The sequence below is a fragment of the Methanospirillum hungatei genome, from assembly GCF_019263745.1.
Lineage (GTDB): Archaea > Halobacteriota > Methanomicrobia > Methanomicrobiales > Methanospirillaceae > Methanospirillum > Methanospirillum purgamenti.
The window spans coordinates 962170-977173 of the sequence record NZ_CP077107.1; the positions used below are offsets into that span (position 1 = coordinate 962170).

Annotated in this window: 17 protein-coding genes; 9 read left to right on the top strand and 8 right to left on the bottom strand. The window is 38.7% G+C overall.

From position 1 onward, the window contains the following. Window positions 1-654 carry a type I-B CRISPR-associated protein Cas5b gene (cas5b, locus tag KSK55_RS04485; RefSeq protein ID WP_218608345.1) on the top strand — a complete coding sequence of 218 codons (654 nt, stop codon included), beginning with the start codon at window positions 1-3 and terminating at the stop codon, window positions 652-654. Further along, entirely contained in the window at window positions 626-2854 is a 2229-nt protein-coding gene (gene cas3 / locus KSK55_RS04490; protein WP_218608346.1) for a CRISPR-associated helicase Cas3', read from the top strand. Before cas5b ends, cas3 begins: the two co-directional genes overlap by 29 nt. A 6-nt stretch (window positions 2855-2860) precedes the next feature. Here cas3 and cas6 read toward each other — a convergent pair whose 3' ends face one another. After that, the gene (gene cas6, locus KSK55_RS04495; protein WP_218608347.1) at window positions 2861-3628 is read right to left on the bottom strand and encodes a CRISPR-associated endoribonuclease Cas6; all 768 of its coding nucleotides are present in this window, start codon (window positions 3626-3628) and stop codon (window positions 2861-2863) included. A 272-nt stretch (window positions 3629-3900) separates the two neighbouring features. Here cas6 and KSK55_RS16690 point away from each other — a divergent pair, with 272 nt between their 5' ends. The 4 genes from KSK55_RS16690 to KSK55_RS04510 all read left to right on the top strand — a co-directional run bounded on the left by KSK55_RS16690 (window position 3901) and on the right by KSK55_RS04510 (window position 7029). Further along, entirely contained in the window at window positions 3901-4062 is a 162-nt protein-coding gene (locus KSK55_RS16690; RefSeq protein ID WP_218608872.1) for a transposase family protein, read from the top strand. Continuing rightward, the gene (locus KSK55_RS04505) at window positions 4023-4400 is read left to right on the top strand and encodes a hypothetical protein (RefSeq protein ID WP_218608348.1); all 378 of its coding nucleotides are present in this window, start codon (window positions 4023-4025) and stop codon (window positions 4398-4400) included. Before KSK55_RS16690 ends, KSK55_RS04505 begins: the two co-directional genes overlap by 40 nt. An 8-nt stretch (window positions 4401-4408) precedes the next feature. Further along, entirely contained in the window at window positions 4409-4504 is a 96-nt protein-coding gene (locus tag KSK55_RS16695; RefSeq protein ID WP_372238744.1) for a hypothetical protein, read from the top strand. A 185-nt stretch (window positions 4505-4689) separates the two neighbouring features. Next, entirely contained in the window at window positions 4690-7029 is a 2340-nt protein-coding gene (locus tag KSK55_RS04510; protein WP_214419004.1) for a hypothetical protein, read from the top strand. A 94-nt stretch (window positions 7030-7123) separates the two neighbouring features. On the opposite strand, the gene KSK55_RS04515 is transcribed toward KSK55_RS04510, so the two are convergent. From KSK55_RS04515 to KSK55_RS04525, 3 genes are read right to left on the bottom strand one after another with little or no spacing between them, the layout of a single operon-like run. Then, window positions 7124-7345 carry a hypothetical protein gene (locus KSK55_RS04515; RefSeq protein WP_218608349.1) on the bottom strand — a complete coding sequence of 74 codons (222 nt, stop codon included), beginning with the start codon at window positions 7343-7345 and terminating at the stop codon, window positions 7124-7126. A 38-nt stretch (window positions 7346-7383) separates the two neighbouring features. Continuing rightward, window positions 7384-7845, bottom strand: a complete 462-nt coding sequence (locus KSK55_RS04520) for a hypothetical protein (protein WP_218608350.1) — start codon at window positions 7843-7845, stop codon at window positions 7384-7386. Next, window positions 7842-8963, bottom strand: a complete 1122-nt coding sequence (locus KSK55_RS04525; RefSeq protein ID WP_218608351.1) for an AAA family ATPase — start codon at window positions 8961-8963, stop codon at window positions 7842-7844. The genes KSK55_RS04520 and KSK55_RS04525 overlap by 4 nt, the downstream gene beginning before the upstream one ends. A 264-nt stretch (window positions 8964-9227) precedes the next feature. Between KSK55_RS04525 and KSK55_RS04530 the strand changes: the two genes are divergently transcribed. From KSK55_RS04530 to KSK55_RS04540, 3 genes are all read left to right on the top strand, one after another. Then, window positions 9228-9773: a DUF4277 domain-containing protein gene (locus tag KSK55_RS04530; RefSeq protein WP_218608352.1), complete on the top strand. Its 546-nt coding sequence runs from the start codon at window positions 9228-9230 to the stop codon at window positions 9771-9773. Between the two features lie 252 nt (window positions 9774-10025). Next, window positions 10026-10310 (top strand): nucleotidyltransferase family protein, encoded by a 285-nt coding sequence (locus tag KSK55_RS04535; protein ID WP_218608353.1) that lies wholly within the window; start codon window positions 10026-10028, stop codon window positions 10308-10310. Beyond that, the gene (locus KSK55_RS04540) at window positions 10303-10647 is read left to right on the top strand and encodes a HepT-like ribonuclease domain-containing protein (protein ID WP_218608354.1); all 345 of its coding nucleotides are present in this window, start codon (window positions 10303-10305) and stop codon (window positions 10645-10647) included. The genes KSK55_RS04535 and KSK55_RS04540 overlap by 8 nt, the downstream gene beginning before the upstream one ends. Window positions 10648-10855: 208 nt before the next feature. Here the strand turns inward: KSK55_RS04540 and KSK55_RS04545 are convergent, their stop codons facing one another. From KSK55_RS04545 to KSK55_RS04560, 4 genes are read right to left on the bottom strand one after another with little or no spacing between them, the layout of a single operon-like run. Next, complete coding sequence (locus KSK55_RS04545; protein ID WP_218608355.1) at window positions 10856-11164, bottom strand: hypothetical protein; 309 nt, start codon at window positions 11162-11164, stop codon at window positions 10856-10858. A 4-nt stretch (window positions 11165-11168) separates the two neighbouring features. After that, entirely contained in the window at window positions 11169-14258 is a 3090-nt protein-coding gene (locus KSK55_RS04550; RefSeq protein ID WP_218608356.1) for a hypothetical protein, read from the bottom strand. After that, the gene (locus tag KSK55_RS04555) at window positions 14245-14538 is read right to left on the bottom strand and encodes a hypothetical protein (RefSeq protein WP_218608357.1); all 294 of its coding nucleotides are present in this window, start codon (window positions 14536-14538) and stop codon (window positions 14245-14247) included. Before KSK55_RS04555 ends, KSK55_RS04550 begins: the two co-directional genes overlap by 14 nt. Next, window positions 14535-14867, bottom strand: coding sequence for a hypothetical protein (locus KSK55_RS04560; protein WP_214419009.1), 333 nt, complete (start codon window positions 14865-14867; stop codon window positions 14535-14537). The genes KSK55_RS04555 and KSK55_RS04560 overlap by 4 nt, the downstream gene beginning before the upstream one ends. Window positions 14868-15004 lie beyond the last annotated feature (137 nt).

Sequence of the window (15004 nt, forward strand, 5' to 3'; positions counted from 1 at the left end):
ATGGAACTCCTCCGCGTTGAAATAACCGCATTGACCGCATCATTTCGATATCCAATGTTTATTGTAGGATATCACCCAACTTACTCAGTTCCCCCAGTATCCACAATACTTGGTCTATTATCAGCGGCAAAAGGAGATACAGTATCACCAAATTCTCTTAGGATAGGATATGATTTTTACGCTGATGGAAAAGGTTCAGATTTGGAGAAAATCTATGAATATGGAGGGGGAACAAATACTAAACCGGTTCATTTCCAGAAGAGTAACATCATAACTCGTGAATTCCTCTTCAACTGTACCCTTAACCTTTATCTTGATGACTTCAAATTTGAATATTACCTGAAACATCCTAATTATCCATTGGTTCTTGGAAGACAAGCTGATCTAGCATATGTTCGCAAAATCTCTCGAATAAATCTCGAAGAGACTGAAGACGTCACCCTCTCGAACACCATGATTCCCTTTGATGGTACCATTCCGGGTCAGGTAGTCTCACTTCCAACATTTTTTACTGATGAATCAACAAGAAAACCACAAGATGTCAGAACATTTTTAATTTTAGACTCTCCTCAGTCAATTCCATATGGATTATATGATCCAGAACGAAATTGTGGTGTATACCTGCATGATTACACAAATCCTCGCAAAAAGTAATGGGGAAACACTTGTTGAACATACCCTATCCTGTCTGAATATTTATCAACAATTAATTGATATTTTTCCGGATCTCGATAAATATACGGATTTTATTTCATTTTATGAAGTCGTCTTCCAGGCTTTGTTTCTCCACGATGTAGGAAAATCATCTGAAGAATTTCAAAAATACCTCAAAGGACTACCTAATGAATGGAACCATTATCGACATGAGATATTATCGACTCCTTTTGTAAATCTTTTAAACATTAAAGAAAGTGAACGGGACATCATCAAAACCCTCGTATTAACTCACCATAAAGATCTTGATGGACTAATCCCCTATTCTGAAACCCTCGATTATCTTGGTAAGCCATTTTCTGAACATATGAAATCTATTGTTGTCCATCAGGAAGAGATTAATATTTTTTTTGATGAATTGTTCAATTGCATCACATATTTCAGTGATCATAACCTTAAAATAACATCATTTTCGGAACAAAAACACTTTACCAACGATGATTGGGAAGATACTCTGATCGGTCTAAGTCAATCTCTACGCAAAAACGAGAAATTTAAAAACTGGTTTTTTCGTATCGGCATTATGGGTAAGGGTATGATTAATGCTTCTGATTACCTTGCATCAGGAGGGATTAAGGAAATACTTAAACCATTACCCTCTTTGGAGGAAGTCTATACGTTCAAAAAAAGAACCTCAATACAAGAAAAATGCCTTAATCTAATCGGTAACGCAATTCTCATCTCACCAACAGGTTCAGGAAAGACTGAAGCAGCTCTTTTTTGGGCAACAAATAACCTTAATCAAACAAAAGGTAATAGAATTTTTTTTACTCTGCCGTACACTGCAAGTATTAATGCTTTGTATATTCGTTTAAGGAAGAAATTTCATCCCTGGTATCAATCAGAGGACTTTATTTCATTACTTCATGGTCGAGCAGGGTATTTTCTTTCTCAAATGTATGAAGATCAAAAAACATCACTCCACTTAGCAAAAATATCCCACCAGATTTGTAGCCCATATAAAATAATGACACCCTTTCAGGCAATTCGACATTTTTTCTCTCTTAAAGGGTATGAAATGGGACTACTCGAAATGTATCAGGGTATCTTTATTTTTGATGAAATTCACTCTTATGAACCACGAACTGTTGCACTTATTCTAGGTATGTGTTCATTCCTAAAAAATAAACTCGATGCAAAGATACTTCTCATGTCTGCAACTCTTCCCTCTTTTATAAGCTCGATGTTTCAAAAGGATCTGGATATCAACCAAATTATAACGATGGAAAAAAACGAGCAGAATGAATATTTACGACATAGGTGTTTCATACTAGATGGAACTATTCTTGATAATCTTTCATATATTAAGGCGGCCATTCAGAGAAAAAAACGAGTATTGGTTGTGTGTAACACAGTCAAACAAGCTCAGATCGTTTATAATGAACTATATTCTCCTCATATTAATTCTGCTCTTCTTCACTCTAAATTTATTCTGAAAGACAGGGAAGAAATAGAAAACATAATAATTACCGGAGAAATAACGGAAGATGAAAACCCACCTCTCCAATTACTTGTCGGAACACAGACTGTAGAAGTCTCTCTTGATATTGATTATGATATATGTTTTACGGAACCCGCCCCTATTGATGCTCTGATTCAACGATTTGGAAGAGTAAATCGAAAAAAAGAAAAGGGGATTTGTCCAGTATATGTTTTTAGACAGGGAAGTGATTCAGACAAATTTATCTACAATCCTGAAAAGGTCCAAAAAACTCTTTCTGTCCTATCAGAGATTGAATATCTTCATGAATGGGAATTACAAAGGATTGTTGACTGTGTATACTCTGATGGATTCGGAGAAAAACAGGAAGAATTTGAAAATACATATCATATGTTTACCGATGTCCTAAATGAAATAGTTCCCCTTAAGAATTATGATCGAAAGGAGTCAGATTTTTTTAAACTATTTGATTCTATCGAGGTTATCCCCAATAAATTTTTAACAGAAGTTAAAATGGCAGTTGAAGAGGGTAATTTTTTTGAAATAATGAAATATACTCTACCTTTATCCAAAGGTCAGTTTTACAGGTTAAAAATTGAAGGAAGAGTATCTAATGAATCAGAATATCTATTTATTGACGCTAAATATGATTCACACCTTGGTTTGATACTCTCCGCCAGTGATAGTTCAATAATATAATTTCATCTAATTCTGGTGATCTTTAATAATTGGATTAACAAATCCAAATCCCATACTATTTCGTTCTCCAAAACCTGCATCAAGGCCAAAATTAATAATTTTTTTCTGAATCGCTGTTAATGTGCTCCATTCAAATGACCAAATACTCGCAGCAAACCCATAACTCTTACCATCAATAATTAGTCGTGAATGGACCATCTTCTTATAGTAATATTTCTCAAAAAGTTCTATATTATCGATTTCGGTCCCATAAAAATCATTATATTTTTTTATAAGATTTTCCGTAAGCTGTTTTATAAAAGTAGAAAAAGGGACATTTGGACGCCAATAAATATAGCGAGGTTTACGCTCTATTTCTGGAATATCATAGAGATCATAATTATATTCAGGAATTCTGAGAATTATAGGAGTATTTACCACAATCCGGAATGGAAATGAATGAATTTCTAAATTTAGTTGTTTAAGATCTGAAAGATAGTACTCACAATCTCCAATGTGAATAAGCGAATTTAATCGTTTTTCTAATGTTTTATAAACTGACTCACCTAGTTGAATTCCAGGAGTGGCAAAAATTATCTTTAAAATTTCATCTTTTCTCTGGTTTTGATAAGGAAACATATTTGAATATGAAAAGGGTTTATATCCCCGTTTATCATGTATGCCTGTGTATCCTGAGTCTTTGATGATTGAATAGATAAATCCCTGCAATTTATGATATTCAAGAGATATATTTTTTTGATCTTGTTTATTCTTAAGTTCAAGTATTATTCTCATTCTCTTTGAATATTTGGTTGTTTAACTAGTAAAATCATCTGAAAAATATTTATTTTTTAGCTCTTCGTCAGTTTCAGTTGGTATGATGTTGTTCGGATGAAGAAATTATGACTATTGCTGAAGAATTATTTCGTCCAGCCCTTCATCTCACGACTCCTTGGATAATCTCATCTTTAAAATTTAATGAAGCAGAATGAAGACTAGATATTTGGGTTGATTTTTCTGAAAGTTCAAAGTTTGCATGCCCTTAATGTAATACTTTAGATTATCCTATTCATGTTACAAAAACGCGGACCTGGCGCCATTTAGATTTTTTCGAACACCAAACATATCTTCATGGTAGGATCCCTTGGATAATTTGTTCAAAATGCGGTGTTAGAGAAGTAAATGTTCCTTGGGTGAGAGAAAAAAGTGGATTCACACTTTTTATATAGGCGATATTGGTTCTATTAGCACAAACAATGCAAATATCTCAAATCGCAAAAAACTTGGATTTCGTGATAAGCGAGTTTGGACAGTTATTACCCACTATGTAGAAGAGGAAATGGAAAAACTGATTTTTGTAACAATACTTCTGTTGGAGTTGATGAAACTTCACGAAGAAAAGGGCATGAAAATATCTCAGTTTTTGCGGATCTATATTCTGGGCGATTCATTCCCGGATTTATCCTGGGTAAAGGTAGTAAAAACACTTAAAAGCCACTGGGATGGGATTATTACGAATTTTTCTAAACAGCATAAAATGGTCTATAAGAGGGTCTTTATAGTTTGATTCAAGCCTTGAAAAGAAATGCAAGAGGATACCGTAATGATGAGAATTTTATGACGATGATCTACTTGAGACATGGCCAACTTAAATTTGACATACCCACTTGAAACGACAAAGAGCCGAAGAAGTCATGTATGCCTAGGAAACAACTTCTATCTATCAGATATTATACAAGTTATCAATAATATTTAGAAAGGAAAAAAAACATCAGCACCCATATAGAGTCATATATCACTTGTAATCCACATGGGTAAGTAGATATCTATTATAACTAATAATCCTAAAGTAATGTATGACCGATAAAAAACGAATATCGTCTACACATGGAGTAAGTTATAAAAATATTATTCGAATTCTTTTATTGCTTGTAATTCTTTCTTTTTGGTTTATTTCACCTTGTTCTGCTGGTTCGATCTCTGGTGTTTTTGAGGATTCAGAGATTATTAAAACACTCAAGAATGATTGTGGGTTTGGATTTTCTGTTTACAAAGAAGATTTAATGACTGAAGTGTTACATTCAGATCCAGATCTCCGGAACCAGTTAGTGAGTTTAAACAAAGAAATTAAAGATTATCATTCAGTCGTTAATACAGAGCTTCCCAAATTTGATACCTCTCTTATGGACAGCACTGATGATGTCGGTTCTGTCAAGAAGGTTTCTGAATGGATATGCAACGGGCAGGATTTTTTTGCAAAGTTCCTGCCCCCAACTCCATTAAAAGCGGCATGTTATGTTCAGGAATTGATTGATCGGAGCGAACAAGTCCGTGATACGTTAATTATCCCTTCCTATGCTGAAGAACTGTACAACCTCTATGTTTCCGAAAGAAAAGGTGGAAATGAGCCGGTTAATGCTCTGGATTATTCAATCGGTCAAGTAAGAGGAGGATACAATATTTTCACCTCGCAAGATGCATATAAAGGATTAACGAATGAGGAAGTGGCAAAAAAAGTCAGAGATAAATTTGAAAACCGGTATCAGTACGAATTAATGGTTTCATTAAAGAAAGATCTTACGAATAATAAAGATGAATACATAAAACAGATTCGGAATAAATATCGGGATCCTCTCAATAAATTCACCGTAATATATAACGAGCGATATTTCTCATGCCAACAGAATTTTGATTCACTCAATTCTGATATTTCTCAATTAGAGAATGATATAAACACATATAACCTGGAATTAGAAGGAATATGTGAAGAATATCAGAATGAACTTGAAAGTGAACTGACATCACTCGAATCTGATTTGAATACTATTATTTCCGAAAGTGAATTAATGGTTTGTGATGTTTCGAATACAGAATCACAAAATCAGGATGGATTTACATCGCTTCGTGTAAAACTCCAGGAGGTAAAAGACCATCTGGTTCAGCTGTCTTCAACATTACCACCTGATGATACCTGTCCGGTACCCTGTAAGGATGGTGAATATCGAAATAAGAAGACACAAAAATGTGAAAAATTGTGTTCTGACGGTTCAATCCCTGAATCGGATGGTTCATGTCCGGTCAAAGAATGTAACGGTGGTTTAGTATATGACAGTACATCTGACTCCTGTGTATGCCCTGATGGAACAACACCTGACGAACGGGGGAAATGTTGCAAAAATTCAGAATTTCTTAATTCATTTGGGGAATGTGAGTCCAAATGTGATGAATTTACCCAGAAATGGGATGACACGAAGGAAGAATGTGTAGACAAATTATGTCCGGATGGAAATCCAGTCCCACCAGGCGGGTGCCTGCCAACGTGTAATGATGATGAATACTGGGATAGCGAATCTTGCGTAAAAAAATGCCAGACCGGCGGACTTGTATACGATAAAGAAACAGACGGGTGTGTACCGCCTCAGTGTGGTTCAAAAAAGTACTGGAACACGAATACTGAAAGATGTGAATGCACAAGCGAGTATACCGAAGATAGTTCAGGAAATTGTATTGCTGATCCCCCTGTTGAAAATAACCCAGACTTAATATCAGAATTTATTACCGAAATTGATCAGCTTCAAACAACAAAAGATACCACAAAAGTAGAATCTACTCCAACGAGCACGATGATCAATGGATTAACTTCTATTGAAATCTTCGGGATCCTTCTTACGTATAACGATAGTGATGGATTATACCACGGAAGTAAAGATGGGCATAATGTTGAGTTTGATCCAACATCATTCATAATTGAAGACGTAACTGCCGGGGGAGAGATGGATGTTTCAAAAAGTGACATATTATATCCAGAAACTGGAGATACTTCAGAAAACAATTATGAACCATCAGAAAATACTAACAGAGATGATGTAGATGAACCGGTGTATCAGGAACCAGAAGAAGAGTATGAAAATGAGGACCCCACTAATTCTGAACCTGAAGTAGAACCTCAAGAACCGGATAATTCTAATGTAGAAGAGGAGACTCCCTCAACAGTAGAAGGCCCAACATGTGATCATCCATATTACTGCGATGAATCACTCTGGCCTGATATTAGCTCATCGGAGAGTTATGTATGGACCGTCATCAATGGACAAACCGGAATCGCAATATGGAATTCACAAACCGAAACTTCGAGATACTATGTATGGGTTCCAGGAGGATGGGTTCAGACGACTCGAGAAGGAGATGCAGTTTAACAGGGGAGTCAGTGAGACTCCTTAGTTTTAAATTTTCTCCAAGCACCAAAAACCTTGTGTACAAGATAGGTATCCGGATTACATTCCGTCGCAATCACTCATTACTCTCCAAAAAAGAATCCAGGTCAAAAAACGGATCAGTACAAATCGTTTCAGAGATCTGGTCCGGACCAACCTGCATCACCTGAGTTTTTTTCAGCGTTCGGCTCATTGCAGAAGCATACCAATAAAAAAAATTTCGTTTGGTTAAACCACTAAAAACAAAGCAGCCTTCTTCCTGGGCCAGTCCCGGATCATTCCCCAAACCACCATACATTATTTTTACCCGTATATGGAATTGAACATTTGACCTGTTTAAATATTATCGGTTATCCATTTTTTCAACGTTCTCATTTCATGGTCCTTTTGGACCAGAGAATGAATGAATTTTTGAAATCCGTTTTTTTCTTCATAATGAGGTATTGAATGAAGGCTATTCGGATCCCGGGGAAGGCCAAACTCACTCGGATCCATCTTATTGGCTTTTGCCCGCTTATAAAACCAATCCTCAAGTCTTGGAGAGATTTGAATGATATATGAACCATTTTTCATCTCCATTAATGTCAAATCGCCACATCCTTCAATAATATTTACTGAAGATAAAATACCTGGTTGATTACTATCGGGATCTTCATCGATCATACCAATGGTTCCGGGATTATTCACAACGAAATTAATGACTTTCCCTTTATTTCCCTGATGATTGCATTTTTTTCTCCAAGCACCAAAAACCTTGTGTACAAGATAGGTATCCGGATTACATTCCGTCGCAATCACTCATTACTCTCCAAAAAAGAATCCAGGTCAAAAAACGGATCAGTACAAATCATTTCAGAGATCTGGTCCGGACCAAGCTGTATCACCTGGGTTTCTCCATCTTTTCGTATAACAATATTGACTGCAATATCTTCCTTTCTGACTTTCTCAATCAATGTGGAAAGGAGATATTGGTTATGAGTAACAATGAAAAACTGATTACTCGAATCAAGCCAGATTTGCTCGGCAAGGAATTTTGTATAATAGGGAAATGTATGAGATTCAGGCTCTTCAAAAATAAGTGTTGCATTCTTTTGAGAAGCTATTGCTACCGTGTAAAAAGCAACATGTCGTAAGGTATCTGAAGAAATTCGGTATGGATAGGTATAGACGATATTGTCCTCTTCCTGCTGGAATTCAAACTTATTTTCTCCAGGTTTGAGAACAAATTTAAATTCATTGGATGAAAAGAGTTCCTTCATAATTTCCAAACATTTTTTATCGTACATGACAACGGAAAAGAGGTTTTGTCCAAATGGTGACTTGAGCGGAGCATTTGAAGAATCCGGGAATTCATACAGATCAACAAATTTGTAAAAAAAGATTGAATTTAACCCTGGAACACTGTTTATTTCATTTTTAATATTCCCGGATGAACTCATTATTGATACTTCTCTTCCGTCACATGATTTCTCGATCTCATCTTCATCCTTGCCTTCACAATGAATTACCTTGCATTCATCGCCATTCATGGTGATAATAACATTCTGAATGTGGGAATTGGTAATTGAGTTAGAAGACTCACGAATAGAGATTGAAACAGGATTATCAATCTGATATTTAAAAAAGAGATTTTGCATCTTCTCAAACCTGACATATGAGAATATTCCCGGTATTTGATGAACTCCATATGATTTTTGTTTTTCCGGAGGATATGAGGGAAAACCTGAACAATCGTTTAATAAGTGTGATTTATTTTTTTTATAGTCACTCTGACCGCACCAGCTTAATATCCCCAAAGCCTCCAAAATATTTGATTTACCAGTATTTGGTTCTCCAAGAAATATGTTTACCTTCCTGCATTTGAGACCCAGTTTTTTAATTGATTTAAAATTCTCTATTGACAAATTAGATATCATATCTCAAGTTTCACCATCTGGACATTGTTAACATATTCTAATAGATAATTCATATAGGGCCTTTCAGGATTAATACTTCATTCCATGTATGCCGTCATGCCATACCATAGTATGATAAAAGATAAGAATTTTTCAGGGTTAGACTCATTGCAGTTCCCACTCCACACCCTCCATAAAAAAGTCAAATAATTTATGAAAACCGTTCATCGCCCAATATATAAAATCTTACATATATATCTCAGAATATAATATTAACTAAGGAGAATGTCATGTCGACACACTTCTGCAAGTAAGCGGACTGCCAAACCGGCCCAGGTAACCCGGACCAAACAATCCTTTGACGATCAATTGCGACGAATCTCTGATGAAAAGGAGGATAATTCACTCATCATTCCTTTCTCCCTCCTCGTAATTGCTTCATACCTCAACCGCCTTCATTTCAAGGAAATCATCAACGAAAGACTACGCTGGGATCCTGCCCAATGGAAATACAGCCCCAGGGTTCTGGCTCAAATCATGGTTCTTTCAGTTTTTGTCCCTTCCAGAAAAAAGGTCGCCCTTTCCTGTATCCATGAAGCCTTCGTGGGTATCGACCTGACCTATCTCGTTGGCGAGGAGATTGATCCTGAAACTCTCAATGATGATCTTTTTGGTCAGCTTCTTGACCGGATGTACGAATATGGGTGTTCTACTCTGTATCGCTCGATATCATTGACCGTTCGAACAACGTTTGACCTTCCTCAAAATTATAGTCCCATGAAAAAGGTTTTAGAATATTATCAGTCATACGGAGGATATTCTAAATCCTGATCACTGAAAGAACTTCATTGTATGTACTAACTATCTGGTCTAATCCAGAAAGTCATATGTTATATTATATACATATTTATATTTGAAAGAATTATCGATAAAATTTGATTGTGCGTTTTTGTAGAAAAACAGTCCTGAAGGGACGCCAGATTAAAGAATGCGATTATATAGGATAAATCCATGTGTAAAAACAAATACATCAATACATGCATATAACCAAATAATAGCACAGTTGATATTTGATTGTAAATTATGGATCCTCTCGCCCTTCTTCGCATACACGAACCAGAACTTAAGCAAAGGTTCGGAGTTGAAAAAATCGGAATTTTCGGTTCTTTTGTTCATTGTAATGAACGAGAGGATAGCGATGTCGATGTCCTGGTAACATTTGAGAAAGGAAAAAAAACATTTGACAATTTCATGGGAATAAAATTTTACCTTGAAGAAATATTTCATCGAAAGGTGGATCTTGTCACAGTAGATGCTTTAAAACCACTCATCCGTGATCCAATACTAAAAGAAGTCGTGTATGCCTAGGGAACAACTACTCTATCTATCGGATATTATGCAGGCCATTAATAATATTCAGAAATATGTAGGAGATAATTCATTTGAAGATTTTTCAAACGACCAAATGAGAATTGATGCTGTTATCCGTAATTTTGAAATTATTGGAGAAGCGACAAAAAGCATCAGCACTCATATAAAGGAACAGTTTCCGAAAACAGACTGGAAGTCAATAGCGGGATTTCGTGATATTCTTATTCATGGGTATTTTGGAATTGATACAGAAATACTATGGGATGTAATCGAAAACAAGCTTCCGGAATTAAAGGAAGAAATTAACCAGATCATTAACTCAAAAAATTATTAGGAGATGATCTACCAGAAAATCTCCTTAATAAAGGGCGAAAGAACGCTGGTTTAAAGGATAAAATCGCTCATTCAAATTTTAATATTAAACCATCAATTCTCTGGAATATTTCATTCAAAAGCTTTTTCAGAGAGTTTTAATGAAGGTACCTTGTTTTAAATCGTAAATATAATTGTTAATTTTGGCCTGACTTTTTTCACCAAATTTTTTATCTCTCCTCCCGGATAAACAAAGCAGCCTTCTTCTTCGGCCAGTCCCGGATCATTCCCCTGACCTGTTTTACCAAAACCGTATACTTTCCCGAGATAACAATCCGGTTACCAGACTCCGAAAGTTCCAGGTCCGGAAGAAAAAGACCATTGAGAACCAGGACAAAATCACCGGTCGGAATAGTCCGAATCACCCCATGACCATCCAGGATAACCTCGATCTCTCCGGTTTCACCCGGACGAAGCCGTCCGACCTTCTCATACCTGACAGAAGGTCTCGGACGTTCTGACACAATTACGAATTTCATCAGATTACACCCGCATTCGTCCCTGTTCCCGGGCATAACAGAGATCACAGATACCAGTCTTTGTCTCATGATCATACCACGAAACTCCTCCGTGCCCACAGATTTTGCACCGGCCATAGTCCTTATCAGCCCGAATCATACCTGAAACATTGACCATTCCCGGAAGTGTCACATATGACAGACTGACCCGAGCAACCGCCTTTGAATAACACCTCTGACAGATGACATGAGAAACCTCCCCTTCTTCTTTCATTCTACCAGAAATTTTCTCAGTGTACAAAACCCATTTTCCTCCACAGACATCACAAGGACCAGTTCTAATACCAGGCAACAGAGCAAAACCTTCTGGATCAACAGCAGAGAGAGGAAGCATCAAATGTTCTCTCGAATCAGGCGGGAAATCATCCGGGAGATGAGGAGAGGTACATATCTCCCGACCGGTGATTTTCAGAACCGATTCAGAAATCACGGGTGATACTTGTGTTGATGACTCTTCAGAACTCTCTTGGGCGGGAGCACAATCCGCAGAAGTATGAGAACCATCAGGCATTGGTCTCCCATATACACACTCATTCTCCCGTCCTAAGGGAGAATTAAAAAAATTAATTTTATTATCAGGAGTATTTTCAGATTCTGCGTTCACATCAACCTCACCGGATAGGGCGGAACTTCCCGTCCCCTGAAGTTCTGCTCCCGCCTTCCCGCTCTCCGGTCCATCATCACCATCCGGATCAGTATCCTGATTCTTATCAGAAGTATGAGAAGTATCAAGCCAGCATCCACTCCCGGAGATCCAGTTTTGGTACACCTCATCATCCCAGACAAAACACATGCACCGTCTTCTGGTTCGGCCTTCGTCATCAACACTGGTCCGGTCAAGAAATGAAATTGCCGGACATTTCTCCAGCAGACCTGAATAACTCTTTCCATAACTATTGTACCCACAGATCTGTTTTCTGATGGTTTGTTCTGCTGTTCCGGTAACCTTTGAGAGTTCTGCAACCGTCCATTCCTGTTTGCCACTTCGAAAGACCTTGATAAGGGCTGATTCACTTCTGGTCAGTTTCGTAATCTGTCCACCAGACTCGCCATTGAGTGCCGCATACATCCTGCTGGCATACTCAAAATCATCAATATTTGCATAAATCACAGTAAATCCGTCTGTTTCAACCCGTTCACGCTGGAACTGATGAAGACATGCAATTGATTTGATCAGATCAAGAAGCATTCCCGGATTTCTTCTGTTGGTTGATGAGGAGAACCGGATATTTCTCGCATAAGGAATCACAACATACACCGGTGACAAAAGTTCCCATATCTGTTGGCAAATGAGGACCTCATCAGTGGTGATGGCTGCATCATCCGGAAGACATTCGGCACAGGCAAGCTCTCGTGCAAGCACTTTTTCATCCTGTTCACGACTATCATCAATCCAGCAGGTCAGCATACGATTCCACACCTGGTCATCACCAGTTCCCTCCATCTTTGCAACCCACCAGACACACCGTTCCGGAATAATACAAACCTGCCCTTTCCGGTCCTTATTTACCGTCCTGTACACAAACGGCTTTTGAAAAGAGGTCGTCACTCCTTTCAGAGTCTCCTGCATGGTTTCAGATAAAGAAACATCATCCAGACAGATTGCAGTCCCTGCCCTGAGATCTTCCACATAAAATAGGGCTTTGTCACTCATCCGCCCATCAAGACGGGAGTGAGGAGGAATATGCCGTATCATCGTGTCAAATGCATGGCTTTTTCCTTTTCCGGACTCTCCGGTGACCAGGACATGAAGACCGTTTGAATTCACCACCGACCGGGAAGCAAACGACATAATCAGGCATTGAACAAGCACGGTATCTCCTTCATGATCTTTGGCAAAAGAATTCAGGATGTACTCAACCGGACTTGTCGTCCTTAAAATTTCTAATGCAGTCTCTGCATATTTCGTCATTTCAGAAGGAGAATCAGCCTCCTCTGTCCGGTGAGAAAACTCGGGCCGATCTCCATAATACTCTGCCTTTGCCTGTGCACGATCCCGGGCAATCTGTTTCAGATGCTCCTCATAATCTCGTTTTTTTCCGGAACGTGGGCCTTCAAACCTTTGCCTGAGTTCCTGCCACCGCTGTATTCCTCCTCCGCAGGAGTTATGGTGACATCCAGCAAAGATCGCCCCGTTTTCAAACTGTATGGCATATGCTCCGTCCTTATGTGCAGATGAAAAGGGGCATTCATCAAAGATAAAGAGTCTTCCCCCGGAAAACTCCTTTTCCCGAAAGGAAATACCATGAATATGAAGCCATGAGCCAAGGTCAGGAATTGCTGTTCCTTTCTTCTTTTTTTCAGCAGATCTCCCTTCCATCGATGCTGGTGAAAGAAGTGATGATAGGGATATCAGGAGATCGGGCTGAACAATTCGAAGATCATCTGGAACGAAGAGAATCTCCGATCTTCTATGTGGACGCTCATTCGTTGAATCACCTTTCCGGGAGACTGTCCCATAGAGTTTCCATATCCGGGCAGCATTGGAAACAGAGGTATCCACATCTGATTGATCATCTGAAAAAAAGGCTGATAGCACGAATAGACAATTTTTTACCAGGATCAGACTTTCTGCATCGTTCGGAAGAGAGATCCGGTAGAGAAGATGGGCACCGTTTCCGGAATCTGCAACGATCGGATCAGGCCACCCCCGTTCAGACAAGAATTTTCTGATTCTGTTTGCCTTTCCAGCTGCCAGTTCATGTTCCGTTTCGGTTGAAGAGATCCCGGATAGACGCTTTGGATCAATGTCGATTGGAAACCATCGCCTTGTGATGATATCATCATCAGAAGTGGTCTTATCAGACAAACCAAGTCTCATCTCTATCCGGTTCGCCCTTCTGGCAAGCAGGTCAGGATTAATTTCATTGAGGGTTATGTATATTCCGGAGTATTCAGGATCGTTATCCAGGATTTGGACCTTTTCTGCAAGTTTTGCATAATCAGTGAAGTATCCGGATGAAATCCCGTGTTTTCGAAACGCCCTGACCTCTACAACCTGTCCGGGTGCATACAGGATCTCACAGGTCTGTCTGATGAAATCAGCACGAGACATCTTCAATCTCCCGTAATACACCCGGGAACTCACAGGGGAGAGACCAGGCGGTTACATGACAGGGACTTTTTAATTCGCAGCCCCATACAGGGAAATGGCGATTCATCACCGTGCCAATAACCCTTCTTCGTGATACCGAAGTTGCAGAAGAAAGACAAGGATACAGGTATGGATTTCTGTGGATTTCATCTTCTATCTTCCGACGTGAAACCACGAAAGAGGGTTTTCTTGTAACCGAATATACGGCATACAATACCTCGTCTGACAATTCTGCCTTCATTCTTCCCTCCATGTGATCAAGGATGCTCCACCTGGCTGGATCCTGTACCTGGTCCATCCTGGTCTTCGATAAATCCAGAACTGGATCTCACCAGGTGCAGAGCCGGATCGCACCATCTCTGACAAGGTGGCAATTTCCTGAGGAAAATGACTTGTCGTGAACCGTTTACTTGACCGGATAACGAGCCAGAGAGTCTGATTTTCCTTCCACCCGATGAGATCAAACCTACGATTATGACCAGTAATTTTTTCAGTAGAATAACCAGCTTTTTGAAGGGCAGTCATTGCTGCATACTCTGCTGCTCTTCCCGACTGCCAGGTCGCAGTCATAGATGTGGCCTCCATCCGGAGTTGAAGAGAGGATAAAGTCCTTTACTCATGAGAACATATGTTACGATTACCCCTGCTTTATTTCCGAAGCCTCCAAGCGATGAAAATGGGCGGGGGTATCCTCTTTTAATTGTGTG

Bases quoted from the DNA above. Each gene is read 5' to 3' on its own strand.
- cas5b (WP_218608345.1), top strand. From the start codon at position 1: ATGGAACTCCTCCGCGTTGAAATAACCGCATTGACCGCATCATTTCGA.
- cas3 (WP_218608346.1), top strand. From the start codon at position 626: ATGATTACACAAATCCTCGCAAAAAGTAATGGGGAAACACTTGTTGAA.
- cas6 (WP_218608347.1), bottom strand. From the start codon at position 3,628: ATGAGAATAATACTTGAACTTAAGAATAAACAAGATCAAAAAAATATA.
- KSK55_RS04510 (WP_214419004.1), top strand. From the start codon at position 4,690: ATGACCGATAAAAAACGAATATCGTCTACACATGGAGTAAGTTATAAA.
- KSK55_RS04515 (WP_218608349.1), bottom strand. From the start codon at position 7,345: ATGTATGGTGGTTTGGGGAATGATCCGGGACTGGCCCAGGAAGAAGGC.
- KSK55_RS04525 (WP_218608351.1), bottom strand. From the start codon at position 8,963: ATGATATCTAATTTGTCAATAGAGAATTTTAAATCAATTAAAAAACTG.
- KSK55_RS04530 (WP_218608352.1), top strand. From the start codon at position 9,228: ATGTCATGTCGACACACTTCTGCAAGTAAGCGGACTGCCAAACCGGCC.
- KSK55_RS04535 (WP_218608353.1), top strand. From the start codon at position 10,026: ATGGATCCTCTCGCCCTTCTTCGCATACACGAACCAGAACTTAAGCAA.
- KSK55_RS04540 (WP_218608354.1), top strand. From the start codon at position 10,303: ATGCCTAGGGAACAACTACTCTATCTATCGGATATTATGCAGGCCATT.
- KSK55_RS04545 (WP_218608355.1), bottom strand. From the start codon at position 11,164: ATGAAATTCGTAATTGTGTCAGAACGTCCGAGACCTTCTGTCAGGTAT.
- KSK55_RS04550 (WP_218608356.1), bottom strand. From the start codon at position 14,258: ATGTCTCGTGCTGATTTCATCAGACAGACCTGTGAGATCCTGTATGCA.
- KSK55_RS04555 (WP_218608357.1), bottom strand. From the start codon at position 14,538: ATGAAGGCAGAATTGTCAGACGAGGTATTGTATGCCGTATATTCGGTT.
- KSK55_RS04560 (WP_214419009.1), bottom strand. From the start codon at position 14,867: ATGACTGCGACCTGGCAGTCGGGAAGAGCAGCAGAGTATGCAGCAATG.